This is a genomic window from uncultured Campylobacter sp. (assembly GCF_937981295.1).
In the GTDB taxonomy this organism is placed as follows: Bacteria; Campylobacterota; Campylobacteria; order Campylobacterales; family Campylobacteraceae; genus Campylobacter_B.
Window position 1 is genome coordinate 1 of record NZ_CALJPC010000077.1, and the last position, 26417, is coordinate 26417.

Genomic DNA, 26417 nt, shown 5'->3' on the forward strand with positions numbered 1-26417 from the left:
AATATCACTGACGATGATGTGCCATTTGGCAAAGATGAGGACGATAACGTCTGCATAAAAACGGTGCTTGAGCCAACTAAATTTGACTTTACGCCAAAGGAGCACTGGGAGCTAGGCGAGAGCCTTGGCTGGCTTGACTTTGAAAGGGGCGCAAAGCTCTCAGGATCTCGCTTTACCGTGCTTCGTGGCATGGGAGCAAGGCTTAGTAGAGCGCTCGTTAATTATATGATCGACTTTAACAGCGCGCGTGGCTTTGAGCTTGTAAATGTCCCTTATCTAGTAAGCTCAAACACACTTTTTGGCACCGGTCAGCTGCCTAAATTTGAAGAGGATCTTTACAAGGTGCGCGACGAGGACCTCTACCTCATCCCAACTAGCGAAGTGCCTGTGACAAATTTATACAACGACACGATCATTGAAGCTGAGCAGCTTCCTATAAAGATGACTTGCTACTCAGCATGCTTCCGCCAAGAGGCAGGCTCAGCAGGACGTGACACAAGGGGCATGATACGCCAGCACCAGTTTGAAAAGGTCGAGCTCGTCGCCATCACGCGCCCAGAGGATAGCGCAAAGATGCTTGAGGAGATGATTTCATGCGCGAGCGATCTACTAGCTAGCCTGGGCCTTCCGCACAGACACATGCTGCTTTGCAGCGGCGATCTTGGCTTTAGCGCCGCAAAGACCGTGGATTTGGAGGTTTGGCTGCCGGGGCAGAACCAATACAGAGAGATCAGCTCGATCAGCAACTGTCGCGATTTTCAGGCGCGCAGAGCCAAAATCCGCTTCAAAGACGGCAAGAAAAACAGCCTCGTTCACACGCTAAACGGCTCCTCGCTCGCAGTCGGCCGCACGCTAATCGCGGTAATGGAAAACTACCAGCGCAAGGACGGCAGCATCGAAATCCCGCGCGTTTTAGAAAAATATATGTAGGCGGCCCGTGCGAAAGCCTTACAAAAACCCAAATTCTAACGCCCGATTCGCAGCCACTGGGTCTTGCGCGGAAAAATTTAAAAAGCGCGGCGTTAAATTTTTCGTGCTGCAAAACACAGGATTTTTTGCAACAAAATTTGGTAGCACGAAATTTTGCGGCGCAGAGCCCAGGGCTCACGATGCCGCGGAATTTACGGCGAAGAGCGAGAAATTTTGCGGCATGAAACGGCGCGGAGCGGGTGCGTGAAAATCGCGCTTTTCGGCGGCAGTTTCGATCCACCGCACGCAGGGCACGACGCCGCGGTAGGGGCGATCTTATCAAGCCTAAAGCCCGATTTGCTGGTCATAATGCCGTCGTTTCTAAACCCGTTTAAAAAGAGCTTTTCGGCGCCACCGCAGCTGCGGCTTAGATGGTGCCGTGCGCTGTGGAGCGACGCCCCGCATGTGGAAGTGAGCGATTATGAAATTTTGCAAAACCGCTCGGTACCCACTATACAAAGCGTAAAATTTCTGCTCGAAAAATACGGCGGAAACGGCAAAATCGCGACGGAGACGACAGGCGGAACGGGTGAAACCCCGGTAGCCGTAACGGATAGAGCTTTACCTAATGGCGCAAATATTGCGAATAAAATTTCTACCAGTGCCTATACTCTAGGCAGTGCAGACGAAATTTTACCCGAGAAGACGAACGGGACTTTGTCGTGCGATATAGGTAAAATTCTAGGCGGCGACGCCTGCTCCGCCGATAGCACGGGTGGGACAAGTATCGCCGCTAACGCAAAAAACGAAGCTCTGCGAGGTGGCACGGCGGATCAAATTTCGGTCGGCAGCGAAAGCGAAACGGGCGGGATTTCACAAAGCAAGGCGGGTGAGATTTCGGCCGACGGTAGAAATAAGGCGGGTAGCGCAAACGATGCGAGTAAAATTTTAAACGCGGACAAAATTTCAAGCGCAAGCGAAATTTCAAGCGGCAATGCAAATTGCATTGCTGATACAGGTGATGTAAATGACGCAAATGGTGTAGGCGGCACAGGCGGCGCAGATGACGCGGATGACGCGAGCGATGTAAGCAGTGCAGATGAAGCAAGCAAAGCAAATAGTGCAAGCGGCACGGATACAGTCTCAAAGTTCTACATCGTCGTGGGTGCCGACAATTTAGCCGAGCTTCATAAATGGCGCGATTTTGGCGAGTTGCAGAAATTAGTGGAGTTTGTAGTGCTTACGAGGCCCGGTTACGAGATCCCGCGGCAGTGGGCGAGCTTAAGGCGGATCGAGGTTGCCGTGGATGCGAGTTCAAGCGGTTTTAGGCGAGATTTCAAAGGCGAAATCCCGCCCAAGATCGCAGCAGAGGTCATAAAATTTTATAAAAGGAAAGATATGCAAGATCCAAAGCAAAGGGCGGAGCGGATCGCCGAAATTTTAAACGAAAAGAAAGCCGAAGACGTCCAGATCATCGATATGGAGGGGCGCGAATACATCGCGAAATTCGTAGTTATTGCCACTATGCTGACCGCCCGCCACGCAGCCTCGCTCATCGAGGAGCTAAAAAGCGTGCTTAAGCCGCTCGGCGAGGAGTTTTTGGCTATCGAAAGCGGCGATGAGTGGAGCGTCGTCGATCTCGGCGACATCATAGTCCATCTCATCAGCGAGACTTACCGCGCCAAATACAATATCGAGGACTTCCTCGACAAGCTCAAAAAAGAGCAATTTTAAGGAGGGAGCGTGCCGAGACAGACCTGGAGCAGCAAGCTCACATATATCTTAACCGTCGCGGGCGCCACGATCGGCTTTGGCTGCACGTGGCGGTTTCCGTATTTAGTTGGCGAAAATGGCGGTGGCGCTTACGTTCTCATATTTTGCATCGCAATGATCGTGCTTGGAATCCCGATGATCTTGGTAGAAAACGTCATCGGACGTCGCGCACTAAGAAACTGCGTCGATGCCTTCACGGCGCCTAAAAAGGACGGCTCGCGCATAAAGCCCGCATGGAAGATCGTAGGCATCATGGGCGTAATCGGCGCGTTTGGAATTTTGGCCTACTATATGGTCCTTGGCGGCTGGGTGCTAACCTACATAGTAAACATCGTAAGCGGCAACTTCGACCTCTCCGCGCGGATCACCGACCCCGCATTTACGCAGAAATTCTACTCAGATCACATCGAAAATAGCCCGCTCGGCGTCGGAGCTTACACGCTCGTTTTCATAGCGATCAACTGGTACATTTTGAAAAACGGCATCATCGAAGGGATCGAAAAATTCGTAAAATTTCTAATGCCCGCGCTATTTTTGTGCTTCATCGCCGTAATTCTTACAAATTTAACGCTTGAGGGCGCAAAGGAAGGCGTGAAATTTTATCTCAGCGTCGATTTTGCCAAGATCACGCCCAAGCTTTTGATCGACGTTTTGGGTCAGGTCTTTTTCGCGCTCTCGCTCGGTTTCGGCGTGATGATCACGCTGTCTAGCTTCCTCAACAAAGACGAGAAGCTGATGCAAACAGCCACCATCACCGCAGTCGTAAATACCCTCATCGCCGTGCTTGCGGGCTTTATGATCTTCCCATCGCTCTTTAGCGCGGGGCTTGAGCCGAGCAGCGGCTCGTCGCTGGTTTTTAAGAGCTTGCCGATCGCGTTTTCGCACATGCCGTTCGGCAACGCCGTCGCGGTGGTCTTTCTCTCGATTTTGCTCATCGCCGCGCTTACGACGTCAATCACGATCTATCAGGTCATCATAAATTTCGTCGAGGAGCGCTTCGGCTTTTCAACGCTAAAGGCGGTAAATTTAACGCTCGGCGGCGTCTTCGTGCTCGGCAACCTGCCCTGCATACTCTCAAGCAGCGTGCTTGCGGACGTTAAAATTCTGGGGCGCTCAGTTTTCGACGCCTTCGACTTCGTAAGCGCGAACGTATTTTTCGTGCTAACGGCGCTTCTGTGCTGCATCTACGTGGGCTGGGTGCTGAAAAAGGACGCGATCTACGAGCTCACCAACGAAGGCGATCTGAGCGCAAGGCTCGCGGGAGTTTGGTTTTTGTATGTCAAATTTATCCTGCCGCTTATCATCGCGGTGATCTTCGGGTACGGGATTTTCGGCTAAATTTAAAGCCGCAAGAGTTTTAAATTTTAAATTTGCCCGCGGCGGTGCGATAGAATTTTAAAATTTCATTCGCTGCCTTACCCACACTGCGGCGTGAGTTTTTACTCGGTGCGACACATTGTATTGAAACTTGCGGCACGGCGGTCTTGCGACTAGGTGCAAGACACTGCACCGCAGTTATAATATAAATTCAGCGCAGGCGTAGCCTGCCCCTTGTAAAGCGTCGTCGGGGGTTAGGTGGGGTTTGGGGCAGGAAGGGGAGCAACCTCGCAATCCAAGCCCCCTTCCCGCCCTATAGAAAGCTTTGACGCGTCTAGCGAAGCGGACGTCAGAATTTTAAAATTTTATCTACGCGCACCGTGCAAGCGTGATGACAAGCGCAAAAGTGCGCGGCGGAATTTTAAAATTTATTCGTTGCCGCGCGATAAAATTTCTGCGGCAGGCGCGCGATAAATTTAAAATTTAGCCGCAATTTAGGGGTTTGCAATGCTTCTGTTTTTCCTTACGATCTTTCCGATATCGCTGATGCCGGGCATCAACATGACCTACGCGCTAAATCTCGGCATCTCGCGCGGTTATCTTAGGGCGCTGCCTGCGTTGCTCGCGCAGGTGCTGGGCGTCGCAGCCGTGGCGCTCGCTTGCATATTCGGCGTCGCAGGCATTCTGCTTGCGCACCCTGCGGCGCTTAGCGCGATTAAAATTTTAGGCGGCGCGTACATTTTCTATCTGGGCGTCGCGACCTTTTTAGCGCGCGGAAATTTTAAGCTGCAAAAACAAAAGCACAGCGAAAATATCTTCCTACAAGGCTTCGTAGTCGCGGTCTCAAACCCCAAAGCGTGGATATTTTTCACCGCTCTCTTTCCGCCGTTTTTGGACGCGGACAACCTTTTCGGCGCGCGCACTTTCGCCCTCGTCGCTACGCTGTGCGTAAGCGAAAGTATATGTCTTAGCATCTACGCGCTGGGCGGAGCGGTGCTAAAAAATCTGCTGAAAACCCACCTGAAATACCTCGAAATTTTCTGCTCGGTGCTGATGTGCGCGATCGGGCTGTGGATGATTTTGAGCTAAAATTTTGATTAAATTTAGCGCCCTGGTTTTAATGAAATTTTAAATTTAAAAGATAGATTGAAAGTGGTATTGCTGCGGCTAATCTCAAGAAAAGCCCTTAAAATTTAGCCGCTAGCTTTGAATTAAAATTTTAAGCGATCGGTCGCGTGCGCTAAACGCGGCGGCTACCTCTGCAGCGGGCCTGCATCTATAGCAAATCCACGGTGCGTCTAAGCGATTTGCGGGCAGCGATTATCATCGGTAGCGAACTCACAGCGAACATACGAGCGCTTAAGAGATTTCAGCTTTGTGTACTGCACGAGCCGTATCTGCTCTACTCGGATTATGCGTTTAAAACGGATTTTAGCTCTGCGGATAGCACCGCTTCCGTTTGTGACGAGCCCGCGCAAATTTAAAATTTACGCAAGCAAATCGCGACGGGCCCAGATTTTATATCGCCGCGTGCGCTTAAATTTTAAAATTAATCTCTGCCGTGAAGCTCGCCCATATAAAATTTCACCGAGCCGAGACCCTCTTTTTTAGCCCATTCGTAGGCGCTTGAGACGAACTCCCAGTTGATGCCTGCGTAGAATTTCTCCAGATATTTCGGGCGCGCGTTGTGCTCGTCGATGTAATACGCGTGCTCCCAAACGTCTACGACTAGAAGCGGCACGAGCCCTTCGGCCACCGGCGTGGCGGCATTTTGGGTCGCTTTAATGCAAAGCTTGCCCGATTTCGGATCGTAAGCGAGCCACACCCAGCCTGAGCCGAAATGCGCCGTAGCCGCAGACAAAAACTCGCTTTTAAAATCCGCAAAATTTTCCGCCAGCGCCGATTTTAGCTCCGTAGACGGCTCGCTAGGCTTTGCGATGCAATCCCAGTAAAAATCGTGGTTGTAAACCTGCGCTGCGTTGTTGAAAAGCCCGCCGCTAGCGGCCGTTACGATCTCGTAAAGCCCCTTGCCCGCGAACTCGCCCGATTCGGTAAGTTTATTTAAATTTGCCACATAGGTCGCGTGGTGCTTGCCGTGGTGATAATCACAGGTTTGCTTGCTTACGACCGCGTTATGCGCCGCATCGAACGGCAACTCTCTAAGTTTAAACATCTTTCTCTCCTTGAAATGATTTAGAACGATTATAGCCAAAAATTTCTAAACAAATAATAAAATTTATTATTTAGGATTAATTTTAAGGCGAATTTCAATCTAAGCCGTCGTAATCGCGCTTTAAATTTAAAATTTAGGCGGTTTATGAACGCCAAAGCTTTGCTTTACCCTCATCGGAGCGCTTTTTGTGTACGACCGGGCGTACGGGCTCAAACGCGCTGCTAGTGCGCACGAGCGGCTACTTGCCGTCATCTGCGCGATTGCGAACTTTTTATATTTATGCTTGCTTTTAAATACATAGCGCTGCGCTCGCATACGTCCTATACACGGGATCGGCACAATCGGCGCCGTGATCCTAGGCGTATTCATCCACCGCGAGAAAATTTCTGCGCGCAAAGCGCCTGTTATTTCTCATAATTTCAAGCGCCGTGATGCTGAAATTAATTTAAAATTTTGGCGAATTTAGCTAAGCTTAGCGCTAAATTTAACGCAAAGGAAAACCATGAAAATCATCGAAGGCTCGCTTGCTCTTAAGGGCAGCGAAAAGATCCTAATCATCAACGCCCGCTTCAACCACATCATCACCGATCGCCTAGTCGAGGGGGCGCACGATGCGTTTTTGCGCCACGGCGGCAAGGAGGAAAATTTAAGCCTGATGCTGGTGCCTGGCGCTTTTGAGATCCCGCTTGCGCTTGAAAAGGCGCTAAGCTCCAAGCTCTACGACGCCGTCGTCTGCCTAGGCGCGGTGATCCGCGGCTCTACTCCGCATTTTGACTACGTAAGCGCCGAAGTAAGCAAAGGTATCGCAAACACTATGCTAAAATACGGCGCACCCGTGACTTTCGGCGTGCTGACTACCGATAATATCGAGCAAGCGATCGAGCGTGCAGGCGCAAAGGCCGGCAACAAGGGCTTTGAAGCAATGAGCGGTGCGATCGAGCTTCTAAGCCTATTTCGCAACATAAAGGCGTAAAATGGCCACCAGACACCAAGCCAGGCTCGCTGCGATCTCGCTGCTCTACTCCCAGGATATGAACGGCGGCGGCGAGGACTTTGCGGACGAGTATTTGGAGGAGAAGCGCATTCGCAACGAGCAGCGCAACTGGACGCTGGCACTTCTGCGCGGCGCTAGCGAAAATCTCGCCGCGGTCGATGCGCTGATAGATGAAAATTTAAAGGAATTCAAGCTTGCCGAAATTTCGGCTCTGGAGCGCGCGATACTGCGGCTCGGGGCGTATGAGCTGCGCTTTACGGACACCGACGCGGGCATTGTCATCAACGAAGCGATCAACTCCGCCAAGGAGCTTGGCATCTCGCCAAGATTTATAAACGGCGTGCTGGATGCGCTAAAAGATAGCCCCGTAAACATCGCGGCGGATAAAATTTCTAAGCCGAATACAACGGCAAGCGTAAATTCCGAGCTATCCACAGCGACAAGCGAAAATTTCAAGCCCGCTGCGGCGGAAAGCTCCGCCGTTTCGGACAGCGACGATACGGCGAAAAATTTCATTCCCACAGGCGCGAACGGCGAGACGAAAAATTTTACGAGAGCAAAGAGGGGCGGCGCGCCGAAAAATTCTACGGCGAGTAGAAGCAGACCGTCTAAAAAGCCCGCTAATATGAAAACTCGCAGCGCATCCGTAAAAAAATCCGAATCTACCGCGAGCAAAAAATTTAAAACGGAGAAAAATTTTAAGACCGGAGATAAATTCAAGACGGAGAAAACGGGCAAAAATTTCAAAGCTGGCGAGCGAGGTAAAAATTTTAAAGCAGGCGAACGAGGCAAAGACGCCGCGCCGAAAAAAGAGGGCGCGGATAGAAATTTCAAAGTCGGCAAAAACGCGGTACCAAAGAAAGGCACTGCGGGTAAAAATACTGCGCCGAAAAGTAGCGCGGGGCGCAAAATCTCTACCGCGCTGAAAAAATCCGCGGGCGGCAGAGGCACCATCTCAAAAAGACCTGCGGACAACAAAGGCGCAGTACGCGGCAAGGATAAACGGTGAAGCTATGCGTCGCGCTTGATCTGGGCTCAAAGCAGCAGTGCTTACAGCTAGCGGGCGAGCTTGCAGACTTTTCGGATAAAATTTGGCTCAAAGTTGGGTTGCGAACTTATTTGCGCGACGGAGCGGGCTTTGTGGAGGAGCTAAAAAAGCTTGGAAATTTTAAAATTTTCCTCGATCTAAAGCTCTACGACATCCCAAACACGATGGCAGACGCCGCCGAGGAGATCGCTAAGCTCGGCGTCGATATGATAAACGTGCATGCAAGCAGCGGCAAGCGCGCGATGGCGACGGTGATGGAGCGACTGGGCAAGCTAGCTTCGCGTCCGCTAGTGCTTGCAGTCTCTGCGCTAACGAGCTTTGACGAGACCGAATTTAGCGCGGTTTACGAGCAAAATTTAAGCGAAGCCGTGCGCAAATTTGGCGTGATGAGCTACGAAGCGGGGCTTGACGGCATGGTCTGCTCGGCGTTCGAGAGCCGCCTGATAAAGGACGCCACGAGTGCAAATTTTATTACGCTCTGCCCGAGCGTAAGGCCGTTTGGCGAGAGTGCAGCAGATCAAAAGCGAGTAGCAAATCTGGATATCGCGCGCGAGGCAAGGGCGGATTTTATCGTGGTAGGTCGGCCGATATATCAGGCACAAAACCCGCGCGAAATTTGCGAGCGAATTTTAGATCAAATTTAGCGCCAAAGCTTGCGTAAAATTTGGTGAAAATCATTTTAAGCGTGGTTTCCGCGCGCAAGAAATTTTAATCAAAATGCGCACAAAGGCGGCTTGGATGACGTCGAAGCGCCGCCGTCATCTTTTTACAAAATCCGTTGGGAATTGAAACTTAGTTACGTAGCTGTCATAGACGTTGTTCCCTGTGAGTAGAATTCCATCCCGTTGGAGTTTGAAACAAACGTATCATATTTTTGCATTTGGCGCAAGGCGGAAGCGTAAATTTACTCCGTTGGGGATTAAAAACGTTCAAACTTTGCCGCGCCCAAGCTTCCCTGCTAGCTTGCGGATAAAATTTCCGATAACGAGCGCGGCGGCGGACGTCTTAACACTAAAAAGCGGCGCGCATAAGCGCGGCAGCTCGGCGGCGAGGTAAAATTTTAAAAATTTTTCGCACCGCGTGGATAAAATTTTAAAACTTGCCTCGCACGAGTGAAATTTTAAAATTCCGCACTCTCAAGGGGCTTTAAAATTTTATCCAAATGGCGAGCCAAGCGAAATTTGAATAAAGATTGGAGTAAAATTTGAGTAAAGGCGCGAGCGATTTTAAGAAAATCCCATATGTCGGCGAGGCGACAGAGGCTGATCTGTTGGCGCTGGGCTACACTGACATCGCTTCGCTAAAGGGCGCAGATCCGGACGAGATGTTTGAACGCACAAAGGCGCTCGGGCGCGGCAGCGACAAGTGCATCCTCTACGTTTACCGCATGGTTTGCTACTACGCAAATACTCCGCACCCAGACAAAGCCAAACTTAAATGGTGGCTTTGGAAGGATTGAATTTACGAATTTGACCCGCGGCAAGTCGTTAAAAGCGGATCCATTTAAATTTGAGCGGATTTACTAACGACCGATAAGGCTGTATTTGCAGCACAAAATAGCGCCGAGTAAAAAGCGTAAATTTAACAAGCGTTTTAATGGCGACGGCACAAATTTTATGCGCGAGCTTTACGGGCGGCGCGTAAAAACGTAAATTTAACGGGCGCGGCGTAACGGCTAGTGCGAAGTACAAACATAGCCGCAATATGAAATTTTGATTTTATTCACAGGCATGCTTTGCGACGAAGCGGTCTGTACGAAATATAAAATCGCCAATTTCTGGCAAGCGCGCGCCGAGCCGTATATGCGTCGTAAATATAAAAGCGGCGACAGTCGGTGTCTTTGGCGAGCAAGGCGGTCTTTCACGACGGTAAGGAGCGGCGGCTGATATTTAATCGCGCTATGGAGAAAATGAAATAGGCGGCGCGAGTTTACTTTTTATGGTAAATTTTACGAACGCGGCGCAGATTCCCGCACGAGCTTTGCGAGCACAATGCGATAAAGCGACGCAAAGAGCGTAAATTTCACGGGCGTCGTATGATGGGGCACCGCAAAGCGAAAGGACGATAGGGATGAAATTTTTTGCTATTTTGATTTTATGCGTGAGCGCGCTTTTCGGCGAGACGATCAGCGCGAAATATGAAATTTCGTTCGGCATTTTCGGCGCGGTCGGCAGCGCAAATACGCGGCTCGTGCGGCAGGGCGATCGCTACGAGATCGTCATGGACGCCATTGCGCAGGGCGTCGCGGGCAGCCTAAGCGGGCAAAGGCGCGAGAGCTTCCGCTCAAAGGGGCGCGTCGTGGCGGGGCTTTTGATGCCCGATCTCTACGTCCACGAAGTCTCGCGCAAAAAGGGCAAAACAGCGAAAAACGAGCGCAAAACCTACACTTTCGACTACGCGCGCAAAACGATAAAATTTCAAAAGTTCAAGGGCACGGGCGGCGAGCTACAGCTCGTAAGCGACGAAATTTTGCCCTATTTTGCGACGAACGACCTGCTGAGTTTGTTTTTCAATTTCTCTAAAATCCCGCACTCGGGCGATAAATTTTTCGTCCGAGCCGCAGGCGCAAAAAGTGCCGACGGAAGGATCGACATTGAAAGGCCGCGCGGAAGCGCCGCCGCAAATATCGCGAGCGAGCTTGGCGTCGCGCCGCCTAGCGATGAGGATACAAACTCCGGCGCAGCGGCAAGCGCGAAACCTAGCGGAGCAGATACGAAAACCGGCACAACGGACGTAAATTTTAAAGGGCGCAGCACGGGCGCGGATAAGCAGGCTGCGGTGATTTACGTGGTTTTCATCAACCAGCCGATATTTTCGAGCAGCCGAGGCGAGCTGCACCTGAGCCTAAACGAACGCGGTTACGCCGATCGCGCCGTTTTGAAGGACGTGCTGCTCTTCGGTGACATCCGCGCGCGGCTCGTGGAATGAGACTTCGTAAATTTACGAGGTAAAATTTTGTTCAAATTTATCCCTGCTCGCTTCAAACGTCATCGTTTTCATGTCGCCGAAAAAGGGCAAATTTAATCGATCATAATTTAAGATAAATTTCAAATAGAGTCCGCTTTTATGATCTATACAAAAATTTGCGGCGGGATTTTATCTAAATTTTTCCCTATTTTTAGTAGAAAATAGGTCTTTAATTCCCTGTATTCTTTGTTGCTTAAAAACGAAACCTCTATAAAAGAACTTTTGTCATATATCAATATGCTGTCATTTATAATATCAAAGCCTAGCCCGTTAAAAAGCCTATATAGCAATAAAGGAAAGAAGCTAATAGGTATAATTACCGCAAAAATTATCCAAAAATTTTCCTCCCTTCCGTCTATCACTACCGCTACGAAAAAAACTAAAAGCAAGTATATAAAAGCAAATAGCAGCATAAGGCATTTTGTCTTTTTTGATATTTCGGGGTATGACGGTCCCGTGGTTCGTTTGATACAAGTTATATCTGAAATTTTGGTCTCGTATAAAACGGCTTCCGTCTTTTTAGAGTATAGAGTTATATCGTCATTTTTAAAGCATATATAGCACTTGCCGAAATTTGAGAATTTATTTAATGCTCTGAGCGGAAAATAGCAATCCAGCAAAACGAGAAATAAAATTTGCTGGGCAGAAAATTTACCGCATATCGCCATCAATATCGTAGTAATGATATAGATCGCGCCGATGATAGCATTTAAAATTATAGCGTGATCTTTTATGATTATCGGCTCTTTGTCGTAATCACGAGTTTTAGCGCCCCGCGATGAAATACCACCCGGGTTTAAATTTTGAAATTTTATCTCATCTTTTGAGTTTAAATTCATGTCGTTTAAATTTTTATCTCGGAAATTTGCGCCGCAAAGATGATCGGGTTGCGATTCGGGGTCTGTTTGATTAAAATTCGCATTTTTAAAGCTTTTACTACTCAAATTTGCATCGTTTAAATTTAATGATCTGCGATCCGTTGCATCGCTTAAATCCGCATCGTCAAAGATGTCAGCGCTAGCGCCTTTTCAAAGCTTTTGCTTGAAAGTCCGACGTCGTTCGTTTAGAGGCTTTTTAGATTCCTCAAGCAGCACTTTATCCAAAAAATATCCTTAAGCTTAAACGCTCGTATTTTATAATTTCAGGCTTAAATCGCAATAAATCGCGCCCATTTCGTGAGCTTTTGATTTTATTAAAATATGTGTTTTTGTGTCGCACCGCATGCAGCGCAATGACGGCGGCAAGGCGCGGCAAAAGAAACGGACCATATTTTCGGATCGATTCATTTCTTAAATTTTCTTATGAAATCGCTCGCGTCCCACGTCGCCATCGCTGAGCTCATAACAGCGATCCTGTCGGTTCCCGCGCGTAGGACGGAAGCGAAATTGCGCGGCGTTATGCCGCCCAGCGCATAGATTTCGCCCGCAAAAAACTCCCGCACGGCGCGGATCAAATTTAGCCCCCTCGGCGCTAGCCCCGCCTTGCAATCGGTCGCAAAGATGTGGCTCAGGCAGATCGCGCTCGCGCCCAGCTCCAGCGCCTCGCGCGCCTCCGCCTCGCTGTGGCAGGAAGCGACCAGTTTTTTGAAATTTGCGCGCAAAAACTCCGCGCCGCGCGCCGCGCTGAAGCTCCGCAAAACCCCGAGCGGCAGCCATAAATTTCTCTCGCCCGCCCGCAGCGCAAAATCTGCAAAATTATGCACAAAGATCGCGGGCAGGTGCCTTGCCCTCTCTGCGCTCTGCGCGCCCTTCGCATTCTCTGTCTCTTTCACGCTCTGTGAATTTTCTACACCCTCTATACTTTCCGTGTACTGCGCGCTCCACGCACTCCCCGCATTTTTTGCACTATGCACATCATTCGCATTTTCTGTACTTTGCGCACCCTGCATACTTTCCGCATTTTCTGCGCTCCGTACGCCTTCAACCGCGAGTTTTGTTTTGCATACGGCGCCGCGAAGCGAAATCTCGCCCGACGCACCATCATTCGCGCAATTTGCAGCGTCGATAAAATTTTCAGGCAAAATTTCATCTAAAACGCAAGCGGAATTTTTAGACCGTATCTCATCTGTAGCGGCACCGTGACTGCGAGCCCCATCCGCACAGGCCGCGCTCGCGTTCAATCCGCCCGCAAAAGCTTGGGTTTCGCCAAATTTAGCGGCACTAGCTTCATTTGCAAAAATTCCGACCGCACGGGCCGCATCCGCGCAAAGCTCGCTCTTGCAGGCGAGTAAAATTTTACCAAACAGCGCCGCATAGGCCGCTTCGTCTAAATCCTTCTCGCGCACGACGATCTCGCCTACGCCCGCCGCAGCAAAATCCGCTATGCGCGCGAGCAGCGCCGCCTCACCGCCGCAGAGCGAGCGATTTGTAATGATCGTAATGCGCGAAGCAAGCTCTAAATCTAGCATGCGCCCGCTCCCTTAAGCCCAAAATCCCTGCCCGTGGACGGCGCCGCGCTCAAATTTAAAATTTCGCCTGCGATGCTAGAGATTAAAATTTTACTTGCTAGGGCGAGCGCCGAAATCCCCGCCATCACGCTATATTTAAAAATTTCGCCCGCCGAAACAAGGTCTAAAATTTCCGCCGCAGCGCTAAGGCTCAAAGCGTTCGCCCAGCTCCTCGATTTTAGCGGCTTTGCGTTGCCGCCGCATAAGAACCTGAAGCTCGTGCCGTTTTTAAATTTAAAATTTATGTCGCCCGCGGGCTCGGAATTTGCGTCGCCTTTAAATTTTAAATCCGCGTATGTGTTCCTAGGTCTTAAATTTACGTACGCATTTTGTATCTCAAAATTTCCCGCGCCAGCTGACACGATATCGAAAATTTTATCATCTGCCATAGCGCCATAAATTTTATCGCCGTGTGCGGCGTTGCAAAATTCCGCGCCGTATTTTACGCTACAAATTTTACTTCTGCGCTGGGCGGCACTAAATCCGCCCTCGAGCCCGACGCTGAAAATCTCGCGTCTAACGCCGTAAATTTCATCCACGCACGCGGTAAAATTTCGCGCCTCACACATAGATATACTCGCTCATCAGCGGCTGCAGCCCGCCGTCGCGGATCGCCTCGCAGACCTCGCTTACGCTACGCGCGTCGCTGATCTCGAACTGCTCGTCGCCCCTCTGCTCGCTGTGCCCGCCGATACCGACGCTTACGCCCGCTGAAATTTTACTCGCCGCGATCCTGATCGCATTGTCGCGGAAGCCCGCCCTCTCGCGCGTGGAGATCGTGATCTGTGCACTTGGCAGCAGCAGCCGATACGCGCACATCACCTGCAGCAACTCGCGCTCGCCGACGTCTTTCGGGTTTATTTTGTCGTTGTTGATAATCGGGCGCAGGCGCGGCACCGAAAAGGCAATCTCGGCGCGCGGGTACTTGCGCTGAAGCAGCCACGCGTGCACGCCCGTGGCAAAGGCATCGCGGCGGAAGTCTCCGAGCCCCAAAAGCGCCGCGAAGCCCACGCCGCGCATACCGCCTCTGATCGCGCGCTCTTGGGCTGCGAAACGATACGCAAAAACGCGCTTGTTGCCCGCAAGATGCAGCTGCGCGTAGCGCGCGGGATCGTAGGTTTCTTGAAAAACGGTGACGAAATCGACGCCGCAAGCGTGCAAATAGGCGTAATCAGCGGAGTTTAGCGGATAAATTTCGACGCCGATCACCTTAAAATACTGCCGCGCGAGCTCGCAGGCGCGCCCGATGTAGCGTACGGGGCTGTTTTTCTCGCTCTCGCCCGTGAGGATCAAAATTTCTTCCAGCCCGCTCGCCGCTATCGCCTCAAACTCCGCCTTTAGCTGCGTCTCATCGAGCCTTGCGCGCGCGATTTTGTTTTTGCAGTTAAAGCCGCAGTAAACGCAGAGATTGTCGCAGTAGTTTGAAATGTAAATCGGCGTGAAAACGGCAACGTTGCTGCCGAAATGCGCCGCTTTTTCGCGCGCCGCAGTACGAGCGATCTGCTCCAAATGCTCGCCCGCGCGCACGCTTAGTAGCGCGGCAAAATCGCGCAGACTTCTGTTTTTCGCGCTGATCGCCCTTTGCACGTCAGCCTCGCTCGCCTCCTCGCAAAAGCCCTCGCGCAGAGCAAGCGTGCGCTCCATCATCTCGCTTCCGATATCCTCCATGCCCGCTAGATAGCCGGTTTTCATCATCTTTAAAATTTTCCTTTTAAATTTTCATTTAAATTTCACACGGCACGTTTTTGCGTGTAAATTTATGCGGCGCAAATTTTAAAATTTCATATTTGCGCCGTGCCGTGCGAAATTTTAAAATTCCACGCCATGTCTATCGGCCGCTATGTCGAGCTTGCGCGATATATAATCCGTACAAACCCAAGAGAGGCAAATTCCGCGCAAAAAACACAACTCGCACAACCAAGCCGCGTTTAAAATTTTAACCGCTAGCGCAAAAATCCCGTTAGCGGCGAGCTTGCGCAGGCCGTTTTGCAAACGGCGCCGAGCCCCGCCAGATAGGCATCGCGCCCCGCCTGCACGCCGAGCGCAAACGCCCGCGCCATCAGCGCCAGATCCCCGCTCGTGGCGATCGCCGTATTTACCATCACCGCAGCGCAGCCCATCTGCATCGCCTCGCAGGCCTCGCTAGGCGCGCCGAGCCCCGCATCTACGATGATCGGCACGTCGATTTCGTCTAGTAAAATTTCGATCATCCCACGCATCATCAGCCCGCGGTTGGAGCCGATCGGCGCGGCCAGAGGCATCACGGCGGCAGCCCCTGCGCTTACCAGATCGCGAGCTACGCACAGATCGGCGTGCATGTAGGCAAGCGGCACGAAACCCTCGCGCGCCAGGGTCTCGCAGGCCTTGATCGTCTCGGCGTTGTCGGGCAGAAGGTATTTACTGTCGCCTATGATCTCGATCTTTACGAAGTCGCCGCAGCCAAGCTCGCGCGCGAGCCGTGCGATCCGCAGCGCCTCCTCGGCGTTTCGCGCGCCGCTGGTGTTTGGCAGCAGCGTGACGCCGCGAGGGATGAAATCCAAGATATTGCGGCTCTTGCTTTCGTTCACGCGGCGCAGCGCAAGCGTGACGATCTCGCAGCCCGCATGCCGCACGCAGGCGTCGATCATCGCGTGATCAAACTTGCCCGAGCCCATTATCAGGCGCGAGCTAAACTCCCTGCCGCCTAAGATCAGTTTATCGTCCATTCTATCCTCTTTAGTTTAAATTTTCGTTTTTATGCGCGCTGCGAATGGCACATATCGGCGCACGCACGGGTGCATTATACACAGCGCGAGATTGCGGCACAGATATGCGCGCCTTGCTTCTATCCGTCGCTTTACGCGCCGCGAGGCGCTGCGCCCGAGCTTTAAAATTTCTCGTCAAATTTTACGCCACGACACAAAATTTTAAAATTTCACGTGCAGACTGCGGCCCACTTCGCTGCACGAAATTTTAAATCCTACGTCCAAAAGTAGCTCGCTTGCGCCGAATAAATTTTAAAATTCTACCTGCCCGCTAGCCAGGCACGGCAAATAGTTTAAATTTCATCGTTTAAATTTAAATCTCGCGGCTAAATTCCGCGGCTAAATTTACGCGGCGCGCGGTAAATTTCACGCCGTCTTAAAAACGCGCTGTATGCCGCCGAAACGCTCTATACTTTTCAAAAATAATCGTGCGAGGCTTAAATTCAGCGACAATACGCAAAGGTGCGTAAATTTAAAAACGCCGAAGCGCGCGATTAGCGCCGAGCCTAGCTTTCCTCGCCCAAAATCAGCCTAAGCGCGACGTTTGCCTGATGAGCGGCGCAGATCGCCACGCGCGGCGCGAGCAGCCCCACGCCCTGAGCCGCGGCGCTTTTGCGGTCGCCGCAGACGAAGACGTTGCTGCCGAGCCGCGTCGTGCGGATCTCGTTGGCGCCGCCGCTGCCTGCCATGCCGCTAGCGCAGATCAAAAAGCGATCCGTGCCGCCGAGCGCGTCGAAAAGCATCGATTTCGCCGCCGCGTCATCGAAGCACTCGCAAATTATACGCTCGTTTTTTAAAATTTCGGCTACGTTTTGCGCGGTAAGTCGCTCGTTTAAGGTTTGCACGCGCACGAACGGGTTTATGCGCGCGATTTTTTCGCTCAAAGCGACCGTTTTGGGCTTGTAAAGATCGCCGATCTCGTACTGCTGGCGGTTCAGGTTGGTCGGCTCGACGACGTCAAAGTCGATCAAAAAGAGCTCGCCCACGCCCGCGCGCGCAAGCAGGATCGTGACGTTGGAGCCGAGCCCGCCGAGCCCGCAGATCGCCACGCGCGAGCCTTGCAGCGCCTCGTTTACGGCGGGGGCGTTGCGAGCAAGCATCAGCTCGCGAAGCTCCTGCGGCGCCAGATCAGCACCGCGCGAGAGTAAAAATAGCTCGTCGCCCGCCTTCAGTTCGCAATTCTGCGTGCTCGCATAGCCGTTTATCACGGCGATCTCGCCGCTAAATTTAACCTCGCGCTTCAGCCCGTCAAGATCGCTCGCGCCCGTTTCGTAAGCTTTGCCGTTTAATTTTATCTGCATTTTGATCCTAAATTTTATCTTTTTGCGCGCCCGAGTCTCGCCGCGCTCAAATTCCAATCCCGCGCCTCTTTTGCGTCGCGCAAAGCCGCAAATTTTAACGATTTTACGAGCTGTAGCGCGCATTGCTTGCTTCGCACCATGGCGATTTATCCTAAGGCGAATTTGCGCGGTCTTGATGGCCGAAGCTTGACCCGCCGCCATGATTGAGCCAAATTAACCAACGCGCCCGCACTCGGGCTCAACGCCAGTACGCTTTAGCTCGCGCCTCGCAAAGAGCGATGATCAATCGCGCGCAAATCCCGAAGCAAGCTTGATCGATAAAATTTTGACGCCGTATCGTGCGCTTTGTTTTGAGCAGCCTTAAGCTTTTTAAATTTATCGCGCCGCGCAAATTTCATCGGCGCAAGCCGCTTGTTTTACCACGCGCCGCACAACCAAGTCGCATTCCCGCTCTTTTTTATGTCGCAGTATCGTAACGCGGCATATCGATATATCTCCGAATCAATCCGTTAATTTTACGCACTGCGGCGTGCCGCCGAACGCGAAATTTTATGTTTAATACAAATAGATCACGCGGCACATACCGTGTTTATGAGCTAATTTAGCGCGCTCGCTGGCAAAATTTGCGCGTCGGGTGCCGTTACTGAGCGCGACGCAGCGAAATTTTAAACCGTACGCTCAAACTTTACAATACCGATACGAAATTTTAAAACTCCTGCGTTCGGCCGCCGCGGGTTCGCTCGCGAAATTTAAAAGCTCTCCGCAGGCGCCGAGCTACCGCGGCTTCCTCATAAATTTAAAAATCCAAACGCTGCCGTGTCGCTACGCCATGTCGCCGTATCGCTTAAAATTTTAACGACGCGTGCGCAAATTTTAAGCCCCGGCCGCTGTGTCGCCGTACCATTTAAAATTTAGCGGCCTCCGCGCGGATTTAAACCTCGGTCGCCGCAATTTTAACATAACCCAAAGCTCCGACCTCAGCCGCCGCCTACGAACTCGACGATCTCATATTTTTTGCCGCTTGAGATCTGCGTGCGCTCCCACGCCTCTTTTTTTAAAATTTCGCCGTCGCGCTCGAGCGCTACTAGGCGCAGATCGTGTCCGCGCCGACGCAAAAACTCGCTCACGCTCATATCCTGCGCCAGCTGCAGCGGCTCGCCGTTTACGCAGATCTCAATCATCGCTCGCTCCCAAGCTCTCGCGATACTCCTCGTAAGTGCCCCTAAAATCGATGATTTCGGCGTCTCCTTTGAGGTGCAAAATTCTATTTGCAAACGCGTCGATAAGCTCGCGGTCGTGGCTCACGCAGATCGCGCAGCCCGCGAAGTTATACAGCGCCTCGCCAAGCGCGATGATCGCCTCAAGATCAAGGTGGTTGTTGGGCTCATCGAGCACTAGCAGGTTCGGGCGTTGCAGCATTAGCTTGCTTAGCATCACGCGGTGTTTCTCCCCGCCGCTTAGGCTGCCCACGCTTTTCTCCTGCTCCGCGCCGCTAAAAAGCATACGTCCAAGGCATTTGCGAATTTCATCAAGATCCCTATTTTGCGGGCTTTGCAGATATTCGTAGAGCTTGAGCTCGCCTGAAATTTTATTATTCGTATCCTGCGCGAAGTACCCGGGCTCGATCGTGGCGCCCATGTGAACCTTGCCGCGCTGCGGCGCGAGCTCGCCCATGATGATCTTGCAAAGCGTACTTTTGCCCACGCCGTTTCGACCGATAATCGCGATCTTATCTCCGTGAGCGAGCTTGAGGTTAAAATTTTTCAGAATTTTAATCTCGCCGAAACTCATATCTACGCCGCTTAGCTCCAAAATTTCATTGCCGATCTCGCGCGCGGGCTTGAATAAAATACTAGGCTCCCTGCGCGAAGAGGTCGCAAGCTCGCTAAGATCGAGCTTGTCGAGCTGTTTTTGACGGCTCGTGGCCTGCTTTGCTTTGCTTGCGTTGGCGCTGAAGCGAGCGATAAATTTTTCAAGCTCAGCCTTTTCTTTGAGCTTTTTCTCGCGCTCGAACTGCGCCTGTTTGGCTATGAGATTGGACGCGATGAACCAGTCGTCGTAATTGCCGCTAAATTCGCGTACCCGCTTAAAATCCACGTCGAGGATGTCCGTGCAGACGCGGTTTAAAAAGTGGCGGTCGTGGCTGATGACTACGAGCGTGCCGGTGTGGCGATTTAGCTCAAACTCAAGCCACGAAATGGCGTCGATATCGAGGTTGTTCGTAGGCTCGTCCAAAAACAGCACATCGGGGCGCGGGAAGAGCACCTGAGCAAGAAGAACCTTAAATTTATCGCTCGTCTCGATCTCGCTCATCTTTTTATCGAAGTCGTTTAGCCCTAGCGAGCTTAAAATTTTCTCGATCCGCGTTTCGTACTCGTAGGCGGGATCCTCCTCCGCACAGATCATCTCAAGCTCGCCGAGGCGCTCGTTTATCTCGTCGTTAAACTCGCCCGCCTCGTAAAGCTGCGTCTTTTCGCGCACGGCGTCATAAAGGCGCTTGTTGCCGTAAAGCACGGCGTCTTTGACGCTGAAGCTTTCAAAGGCGAATTGATCCTGCCCCAAAACGCCGATTTTAAGCCCGCTTTCGATCAAAATTTCGCCGCTGCTTGCTTCGATCTGCCCGCTTAAAATTTTAAGTAGCGTCGATTTACCCGCGCCGTTTGCGCCGATGAGGCCGTAGCGCCTGCCCTTATCGAGGCTTAAATTTACGTTTTCAAAAAGCAGCTGTTTGCCAAAGCGCATCGTTAGATCTTTGATTTCAACCATATTTTTCCTTTTAAATTTCTATTTGCATTGCCTTGCGCGTAGGCTTCTGCTAAGTTTTGCGCGTAAATTTCATCTCGCGGTTTATTGCAGCTTTTGCGCCGCGCGGAGCCGCGATAAATTTCTCCTATTGTAGCTTAAAATTCTGAAATTTCGCCGAAGGAGCGCGGGCGGGCACGATTAAATTTAAACCGCTAGAGCAATTTAAATTTTAGCCGCTGTAATCGCTATCGCGAGTGATGATGAGCGTGTAGTTCGGATACGCCGCGCGCACCTGCTTGCAGACCGCACGAAACGTCGCCTCCATATCGGGTGCTGCGAAATCGACGATAACATCAAAGCTGATTGAGTGTTTTGGCTCGTCGAGATAAAATCCATGTATCTGCGAAACGAACTCGTGCGATAGCGCCATCTGCTTGATATGTTCGCGGATCTCGGCGGCGCGCGGATCGTTCTTGTTAAAAGCGTAAATTCCTACGGTGTCTAGGATGATATTAAATTTCGCAAAAACGGCGTTTTGGATGCGGCGCGTAAGAGCGTCGATCTGCGCTGCGGTCGTATCGCTTGCGACCTCGATGTGGATGCTGCCGACCATCTTATCGGGCCCGTAGTCATGAAACATCAGATCGTATGCGCCGATGACGCCCTCAAAGCCGCGCACGACGTCGTAAATTTCATTCGTCAGCTCCAGACTCGGACGCGAACCCAAAAGCTTGCTGATCGTATCGCGTAGAATTTCATACGCCGTTTTTATCAAAAGCGCCGAAATTATCGCACCCAGATACGCCTCCAAGCTCAGTCCGAAAATAAGCGAAATCAAAGCCGCTACGAGAGTGGCTAGCGATACGAGCGCATCGTATTTGGCGTCCACGCCGCTTGCGATGAGCGAGTCAGAATTTACGCGCTCGCCCGTCTTTTGCGTGTAGAGCCCCAGGCTAAATTTCGCCGCGACCGCTACGGCGATGATGGCGAGCGAAACCGCATTATAATTCGCCGCTTGCGGATGGATGATCTTTTTGATCGATTCTACGAGCGAGACGCCGCCGGTGTAGAGGATGATGACGGCGATTACGATCGCGCTTAGATACTCAATCCTGCCGTGTCCGAAGGGGTGCGCGCGATCGGGCTGCTTGCTAGCAAGATGCACGCCCACGATCGTAATGACGGATGAAAGTGCGTCGCTTAGGTTGTTTACGGCATCAAGCACGATCGCGATCGAGCCCGAAATCAGCCCCACGACGCCCTTAAATGCCGCTAAAATTACATTTGAAACGATACCGATCGCACCGGTGCGAATGATGATTTTATCTCTGCTATACGCCGCTTGAGGCACTTCCATTATCTCTCCTTTGAAATTTTATTCCAAGCCGCAATCGCTGCGCGTGTAGGTCAGATCGGCGATTTTTTCGCCGCTTTGCAGAAATTCTCGTACGCCTATGCGATTTAGACTGCCCGCTTTCATCATCGCGCAGACGTCCTTTTGCCTGTTAGCGCGCAAAATGCTTTCAAAATTTTGCTTGATCTTAGGGTCTACTTTATCCCAAATTTCATTTTTTAGAATCGTGGGAATTACAAATTTATCGCCCTCGCACGCAGCCGCGCTCAACTCTATATTTTTAGTCGCGGGGTGACTGTGCCCATTTACGGCGTCCGCCAAAGCCTTGCAGCGCTCAGCATCGGCATCTCCAGCAAGCGCTGCGCTGCAGATAAATACGCCAAACAGGGCGAGTATAAATTTTTTCATTTTAGCCTCCTAATTTTATTTGAAATCTATCATATTAAAATTTTAAATTCAATCTATTTTTAAAATTTAAAGACTTATTTGCGCGGCACAAATCCGCTAGCCGCCAAAATTACTTGCGTTAAAATAGCGGCGTAAATTCCATAAATCACCGCTAGAAATTTTCTAAATCGCGGCAAAAATTCTTTAAATTCCGCCTAAGATTCTATGAACGGAAATTTTTGCGACAGATCGCGTGCGCTCGCTCAAAGCGGCGTGCGGCGAGATCGTCCGTATCTTTTTCAAACTCGCCGTTTAAGTTATAGATTTAACGCAGTTTAAAAAAAGCTCCAGCCAATCCGCGCCCGCCGTTTAAATTTATAAATTTAATGCAGTTCCGCGTTGAGTTTGATCGCGCGCTTGCTAACGCTTGCCGTAATCTGCCCGCTTTGGCTGTTTTGTCGGAAGTGCAGTCCGCTAAGCCCGGCAAGCTCAAGCCCTTTATAAATTTCACGATCGAACGCAAAGCCTGGATTTAGCGCTGCTAGCGCCTCGCGATCCTTTTGCGCGATGAAAACCTTCGTGCCCTCAAGTACCGCGATGCCGGCATCCACGATGCAGCGGTCGCCTAGCGGAATGCCCGTTACGGAGTTTGCGCCCAGCAGGCAGTGCTTGCCGATGCTCACGGCATTGCCGTTGGTGCCGCTTAACACACCCAAAATCGACGCGCCGCCGCCTATGTCGCTACCCTCGCTCACGACGACCGAGCTGCTGACGCGCCCCTCGATCATAACGCTGCCGATCGTGCCTGCGTTGAAATTTACATACGCAGCACCCGGCATCACGGTCGTACCTGCGGCGATATGCGCACCCAAACGCACCTTCGCATCGTCTAAAATCCGAACGTTTTGCGGCGGTACGACGTGGCTTAGGTAGCGCGGAAATTTATCGACGCTGATGATGCGTGGATAGCGACCTTGCATTTTTAAAGAGATTTCGTTTTCACGCAGCCACCAAAGCTCGATCGGGCGGGCGTTTTCGTCCCATGCGACGTTCGGAGGTACGCTAAATGCGCCGTCTAGATTGAGCGTGCGCGGCTCGCAGAGATTTAGCGAAAGCGCGTAAAGCTTGAGATAGACGCTCTCGACACTTTTTGGCGCGGCGTCCTCGAAGACGAAGCTGGCGCAAAAGCTCGTGTGCTCGTCCGATTTCATCGCCTCTTTAACCGCAAGCAGCACCTGCAGATTTTTGTGCGCGCCCTCTTTGGCGTCTGGCTGTAGAAATTTTAAAGCCTCGATCGCCTTTTTTAGGGCTTTGTGCGTTAGCGGAAGGACGCACTCACTACCGCTAAAATCCACGACCTCACCGCATTCGGCTAGAGCATGGATTAGCACTGCTGCGCTTGTTAGCCCATCTTTAAAATTTACGTGCGCATAATTTACACTTAAGCTTTTGTGCCCCTCTGCACGCCCCTTAAATACGCGCCCGATCGCCCACATGATCGGATCGCGGTAGCCCTTTTTGGCGCGAACTTTATCCGTAAAAGCCTGAAGCTCGCTTAGGCTTTTAATCTCTTTCATATTTAATCCTTGATCGCAAAATTGCGCGGGAGTATAGCTAAATTTAATTTAAAAGGGGATTTGAAAAGGCGCATGAATGGAATTTAAAAGCGAAAACACGCGCTTTTAAATTCTTGATTATTTTGTTTTATATTGCTTGGCTTCTTGTAGTTTTATTTCGGAACACTTGCTTTAGTATTTTTTTAACTTTGGTAATAATGCTAACGTCCTCGCTAGGAACTTTCTTTCTTATAGTTTTAATGCAAGAATCGCCGACATCGCCGCAATTGCTAACCGTGCGGTCAAATTTCACATAAGCATATTTGCCATCGTCAAAAATCAGTTCGCCGTTAATGGATTCATTTTTATCTTTTAGATAAATTTCAACATGATCGGAAGCTAAGTTGATAGACTTTAAAATTTTTTTGTAAATATCATTAAGTAATTCGGGGTATAGAGCTACGATTAGTGGAAATAATATATAAGAGGTACCAATAAATATCGCGCTAAGCGTTGCAAACCATCTTTTGATATCTAAAGCTGTATATGAAATGGCAATTATTAAAATTTCGAAGAAAAGAAAAAAAGAAACAAATAACACGACCTTAAAACCAAATTTTTCAATAAAGCAAATAAACAAGACTATATATACTATTAGAACAAATAAAGCAAGCTTTACTATTTTGCATTTTTGATAAAAGCAAATAATTAATACAATAATAGACAATATAAAAAATGCAATCAAGTTAAATTTCACAAAAATGGTATTATTATATAACTCATGACAATATTTCAAAAATGCAAAAACCATAATAAATGCGTTTGCAATAATGCAAATATGATTCCAAATTTTAGACGATTTATATGTACGTAAATATATACCAACAACATAAAGTCCGTGAATAACTATTAACAATATACCCAGTGATATACCCAGTGATATACCCACAAGTAAGAAAATCCACATAAAATTTATACTAAAAATTTCATAACTAAAAAAGCCATTATCTCTCATATATGTCATAGCAAATGTAAAGCTTATAATACTATAGAATGCGGATGCTATTAAGGAAGTCAATTTTACAATCGGCGAAATTTTCTCATAAAATTCTTTTAGCTCGTCAATAATATTTTTAGAGTTTTCAGGCATATTTCTAGGATTTTCAGATATATCTTTCGTATTATCAGCCATATCTTTCTCCCATAAAATACAAATCAATCAAAAAATTATATAAAATTTTACTCATTTTTTCCTCCAAATTTTAAATTTCATCCTATCTAAACACATCATCCATCGGCGTACTTTCGCATTTCTTGCGGTCCGCTTCTACCGAGAGTAGGCGAGCTTTGCTTTCGTCTAAAATTTTTGGTGTAATAACAAGCCCCGGCAAATCTAAGGAATTTACGGCGTGCTTGCCGGCAAATGCCCCCAGGCCTCTGCCAAATATCCCGTTTACGCGCCCGTTCATATCATAAATCTCGCTGCCGTCGCAGTGAAAGACATTGCCGGAGATGCACTCGCATTTAAGCCCATCCGCAGCCTCTGTGTATCTGTAATCCTCGACGTAAAGCGCACCGCTTACACCACGGACGCTACTAATGGGATTGTAAATTAACACGGCTAGAATTTCATTCTTTTGCGGATTTGAGATCTCCCACTCCACGGCGCGATATGAGCTAAGCAGCAGCACGATGGGCTTATCGGATTTGGCTAAATTTAGCTTGACGCGATTATTCATCTGCGCGCTTTCGTAGATCGCGCCCAGCCACAGGTCGTAGTCCTTATCCGCAGGGATCTTAGCTACGGCGTCCTTTTGACGATAAAAGGGCTCTACATCTTTAAAATCCACGAAAAGCTCGCTAGAATGCGCGTCATTTAAAAACCACGCTTCGATCTTGTGCTTGCCCTTGCTAAATTTATACGTAAGCGGGCGCTTTTGATTGCTAGATGTCCCACCCAGCACGTCCGTGCCATCCACGGCGATTACCAGCGTAGACCAGCCGTAATCTCCTAGCACCATCTTTTCGACATCTGCGTCGAAATTAAACTCACCGACCCAATACGCCATAAGATTTGGAGATGGAATTTCATGGAAGGAATTTCCTTCGTAATTGACGCTGATGCGATCGACGTTTTCAGAGAAAACCACCTTTTTAGGCTCATCTTTATTCAGATAAAACGCCAAAAACTTATCCTGCGGGATCTGCGCGTCCGCGGTAATCTCTTTCGCCCATTTTTGCATATTGCTCTCTTGCGCGAATGCCGCAAATGCAAGCACCAAAATAATCAAAAACCTCATTACCGACCTTTCTTATTTCGTATAAAAGTAAAATCCCTAAACCTAAAAGCCCTGGGCTTAGGGATTTTGCCGCTTTAGCTCCCTGCCTATACGAATAAAATTCCAACTGCTTAAATGTCAGCTGCACGAGAAATTTCCTTCCGCAATCACTACAGATAAAATTCCATCCCGAATAAGCTCTACAGAGGCTTTCGCAGATAAGCTCCACCGCCATAAAGCCCGGCGAAATAAAATTTAAACCAGTGCAATGCTACGGCTACCGCTAAAAAGCTAGGCGCGATAAAATTTCAAGCCTAAAATTCATATTTTAAAGCCCCATCTTAAAATTTTAAAACAAAGTTTTAGCGATAAATTTTGCATTTTGAAATTCCGCGGCAAAGCTTTATGCTTAAAATTTTACATT

At 49.9% G+C, this 26417-nt stretch carries 24 protein-coding genes and 1 pseudogene; 11 read left to right on the plus strand and 14 right to left on the minus strand.

The annotated features are described in order from the left end of the window. The 6 genes from serS to Q0135_RS07065 form a co-directional block, all read left to right on the plus strand. Window positions 1–930, plus strand: a 930-nt coding sequence (gene serS / locus Q0135_RS07040) for a serine--tRNA ligase (RefSeq protein ID WP_297989448.1), incomplete at its 5' end; no start/stop codon positions are given. Between the two features lie 7 nt (window positions 931–937). Continuing rightward, window positions 938–1177: a hypothetical protein gene (locus tag Q0135_RS07045; protein ID WP_297989450.1), complete on the plus strand. Its 240-nt coding sequence runs from the start codon at window positions 938–940 to the stop codon at window positions 1175–1177. After that, on the plus strand, window positions 1174–2643 hold the full coding sequence (gene rsfS / locus Q0135_RS07050; protein ID WP_297989452.1) for a ribosome silencing factor: 1470 nt from the start codon (window positions 1174–1176) through the stop codon (window positions 2641–2643). Before Q0135_RS07045 ends, rsfS begins: the two co-directional genes overlap by 4 nt. A 9-nt stretch (window positions 2644–2652) precedes the next feature. After that, entirely contained in the window at window positions 2653–4020 is a 1368-nt protein-coding gene (locus Q0135_RS07055) for a sodium-dependent transporter (protein ID WP_297989454.1), read from the plus strand. A gap of 486 nt (window positions 4021–4506) precedes the next feature. After that, the gene (locus Q0135_RS07060; RefSeq protein WP_297989456.1) at window positions 4507–5088 is read left to right on the plus strand and encodes a LysE family translocator; all 582 of its coding nucleotides are present in this window, start codon (window positions 4507–4509) and stop codon (window positions 5086–5088) included. A gap of 218 nt (window positions 5089–5306) precedes the next feature. Continuing rightward, a complete protein-coding gene (locus Q0135_RS07065; protein ID WP_297989458.1) occupies window positions 5307–5483 on the plus strand; it encodes a hypothetical protein in 177 nt (58 codons plus the stop codon). A gap of 65 nt (window positions 5484–5548) precedes the next feature. Here the strand turns inward: Q0135_RS07065 and sodB are convergent, their stop codons facing one another. Further along, complete coding sequence (sodB, locus tag Q0135_RS07070; RefSeq protein WP_297989460.1) at window positions 5549–6172, minus strand: superoxide dismutase [Fe]; 624 nt, start codon at window positions 6170–6172, stop codon at window positions 5549–5551. A 502-nt stretch (window positions 6173–6674) separates the two neighbouring features. Between sodB and ribH the strand changes: the two genes are divergently transcribed. From ribH to Q0135_RS07095, 5 genes and pseudogenes are all read left to right on the plus strand, one after another. Then, complete coding sequence (ribH, locus tag Q0135_RS07075) at window positions 6675–7145, plus strand: 6,7-dimethyl-8-ribityllumazine synthase (RefSeq protein ID WP_177388134.1); 471 nt, start codon at window positions 6675–6677, stop codon at window positions 7143–7145. A 1-nt stretch (window position 7146) separates the two neighbouring features. Then, window positions 7147–7521, plus strand: a pseudogene (gene nusB, locus Q0135_RS07080) (transcription antitermination factor NusB); the annotation flags it as partial. 650 nt (window positions 7522–8171) lie between these two features. Further along, window positions 8172–8858, plus strand: coding sequence for an orotidine-5'-phosphate decarboxylase (gene pyrF / locus Q0135_RS07085; RefSeq protein WP_367272147.1), 687 nt, complete (start codon window positions 8172–8174; stop codon window positions 8856–8858). Between the two features lie 560 nt (window positions 8859–9418). Further along, window positions 9419–9673 (plus strand): helix-hairpin-helix domain-containing protein, encoded by a 255-nt coding sequence (locus Q0135_RS07090; protein WP_297989463.1) that lies wholly within the window; start codon window positions 9419–9421, stop codon window positions 9671–9673. 611 nt (window positions 9674–10284) lie between these two features. After that, window positions 10285–11142, plus strand: coding sequence for a DUF3108 domain-containing protein (locus Q0135_RS07095; protein ID WP_297989464.1), 858 nt, complete (start codon window positions 10285–10287; stop codon window positions 11140–11142). A gap of 143 nt (window positions 11143–11285) precedes the next feature. Here Q0135_RS07095 and Q0135_RS07100 read toward each other — a convergent pair whose 3' ends face one another. The 13 genes from Q0135_RS07100 to Q0135_RS07160 form a co-directional block, all read right to left on the minus strand. Continuing rightward, window positions 11286–12125, minus strand: a complete 840-nt coding sequence (locus Q0135_RS07100) for a hypothetical protein (RefSeq protein WP_297989465.1) — start codon at window positions 12123–12125, stop codon at window positions 11286–11288. A gap of 338 nt (window positions 12126–12463) precedes the next feature. Beyond that, window positions 12464–13588, minus strand: coding sequence for a thiamine phosphate synthase (locus Q0135_RS07105; protein WP_297989466.1), 1125 nt, complete (start codon window positions 13586–13588; stop codon window positions 12464–12466). Then, window positions 13582–14196, minus strand: coding sequence for a hypothetical protein (locus Q0135_RS07110; protein WP_297989468.1), 615 nt, complete (start codon window positions 14194–14196; stop codon window positions 13582–13584). The genes Q0135_RS07105 and Q0135_RS07110 overlap by 7 nt, the downstream gene beginning before the upstream one ends. Further along, complete coding sequence (gene thiH, locus Q0135_RS07115; RefSeq protein ID WP_297989470.1) at window positions 14189–15322, minus strand: 2-iminoacetate synthase ThiH; 1134 nt, start codon at window positions 15320–15322, stop codon at window positions 14189–14191. The genes Q0135_RS07110 and thiH overlap by 8 nt, the downstream gene beginning before the upstream one ends. 248 nt (window positions 15323–15570) lie before the next feature. Further along, entirely contained in the window at window positions 15571–16332 is a 762-nt protein-coding gene (locus Q0135_RS07120) for a thiazole synthase (RefSeq protein ID WP_297989472.1), read from the minus strand. 545 nt (window positions 16333–16877) lie between these two features. After that, window positions 16878–17672 (minus strand): sulfur carrier protein ThiS adenylyltransferase ThiF, encoded by a 795-nt coding sequence (thiF, locus tag Q0135_RS07125; protein WP_297989474.1) that lies wholly within the window; start codon window positions 17670–17672, stop codon window positions 16878–16880. Window positions 17673–18649: 977 nt separating this feature from the next. Continuing rightward, window positions 18650–18853 (minus strand): sulfur carrier protein ThiS, encoded by a 204-nt coding sequence (gene thiS / locus Q0135_RS07130; RefSeq protein ID WP_177388158.1) that lies wholly within the window; start codon window positions 18851–18853, stop codon window positions 18650–18652. Beyond that, a complete protein-coding gene (locus tag Q0135_RS07135) occupies window positions 18846–20438 on the minus strand; it encodes an ABC-F family ATP-binding cassette domain-containing protein (RefSeq protein WP_297989475.1) in 1593 nt (530 codons plus the stop codon). The genes thiS and Q0135_RS07135 overlap by 8 nt, the downstream gene beginning before the upstream one ends. 208 nt (window positions 20439–20646) lie before the next feature. After that, window positions 20647–21774: a cation diffusion facilitator family transporter gene (locus Q0135_RS07140; protein ID WP_297989477.1), complete on the minus strand. Its 1128-nt coding sequence runs from the start codon at window positions 21772–21774 to the stop codon at window positions 20647–20649. Between the two features lie 18 nt (window positions 21775–21792). After that, a complete protein-coding gene (locus tag Q0135_RS07145) occupies window positions 21793–22179 on the minus strand; it encodes a hypothetical protein (RefSeq protein ID WP_297989478.1) in 387 nt (128 codons plus the stop codon). A 362-nt stretch (window positions 22180–22541) separates the two neighbouring features. Next, on the minus strand, window positions 22542–23735 hold the full coding sequence (locus tag Q0135_RS07150) for a tetrahydrodipicolinate N-succinyltransferase N-terminal domain-containing protein (RefSeq protein ID WP_297989479.1): 1194 nt from the start codon (window positions 23733–23735) through the stop codon (window positions 22542–22544). Window positions 23736–23862: 127 nt separating this feature from the next. Then, the gene (locus Q0135_RS07155; protein WP_297989480.1) at window positions 23863–24906 is read right to left on the minus strand and encodes a hypothetical protein; all 1044 of its coding nucleotides are present in this window, start codon (window positions 24904–24906) and stop codon (window positions 23863–23865) included. An 82-nt stretch (window positions 24907–24988) separates the two neighbouring features. Then, a complete protein-coding gene (locus Q0135_RS07160) occupies window positions 24989–26014 on the minus strand; it encodes a hypothetical protein (RefSeq protein WP_297901187.1) in 1026 nt (341 codons plus the stop codon). Between the last annotated feature and the right edge of the window lie 403 nt (window positions 26015–26417).

Coding starts and splice junctions, on each gene's coding strand:
- Q0135_RS07060 (WP_297989456.1), top strand. CDS start 4,507: ATGCTTCTGTTTTTCCTTACGATCTTTCCGATATCGCTGATGCCGGGC.
- sodB (WP_297989460.1), bottom strand. CDS start 6,172: ATGTTTAAACTTAGAGAGTTGCCGTTCGATGCGGCGCATAACGCGGTC.
- ribH (WP_177388134.1), top strand. CDS start 6,675: ATGAAAATCATCGAAGGCTCGCTTGCTCTTAAGGGCAGCGAAAAGATC.
- Q0135_RS07095 (WP_297989464.1), top strand. CDS start 10,285: ATGAAATTTTTTGCTATTTTGATTTTATGCGTGAGCGCGCTTTTCGGC.
- Q0135_RS07105 (WP_297989466.1), bottom strand. CDS start 13,588: ATGCTAGATTTAGAGCTTGCTTCGCGCATTACGATCATTACAAATCGC.
- Q0135_RS07110 (WP_297989468.1), bottom strand. CDS start 14,196: ATGTGTGAGGCGCGAAATTTTACCGCGTGCGTGGATGAAATTTACGGC.
- thiH (WP_297989470.1), bottom strand. CDS start 15,322: ATGATGAAAACCGGCTATCTAGCGGGCATGGAGGATATCGGAAGCGAG.
- Q0135_RS07120 (WP_297989472.1), bottom strand. CDS start 16,332: ATGGACGATAAACTGATCTTAGGCGGCAGGGAGTTTAGCTCGCGCCTG.
- thiF (WP_297989474.1), bottom strand. CDS start 17,672: ATGCAGATAAAATTAAACGGCAAAGCTTACGAAACGGGCGCGAGCGAT.
- thiS (WP_177388158.1), bottom strand. CDS start 18,853: ATGATTGAGATCTGCGTAAACGGCGAGCCGCTGCAGCTGGCGCAGGAT.
- Q0135_RS07135 (WP_297989475.1), bottom strand. CDS start 20,438: ATGGTTGAAATCAAAGATCTAACGATGCGCTTTGGCAAACAGCTGCTT.
- Q0135_RS07140 (WP_297989477.1), bottom strand. CDS start 21,774: ATGGAAGTGCCTCAAGCGGCGTATAGCAGAGATAAAATCATCATTCGC.
- Q0135_RS07145 (WP_297989478.1), bottom strand. CDS start 22,179: ATGAAAAAATTTATACTCGCCCTGTTTGGCGTATTTATCTGCAGCGCA.
- Q0135_RS07150 (WP_297989479.1), bottom strand. CDS start 23,735: ATGAAAGAGATTAAAAGCCTAAGCGAGCTTCAGGCTTTTACGGATAAA.
- Q0135_RS07155 (WP_297989480.1), bottom strand. CDS start 24,906: ATGGCTGATAATACGAAAGATATATCTGAAAATCCTAGAAATATGCCT.
- Q0135_RS07160 (WP_297901187.1), bottom strand. CDS start 26,014: ATGAGGTTTTTGATTATTTTGGTGCTTGCATTTGCGGCATTCGCGCAA.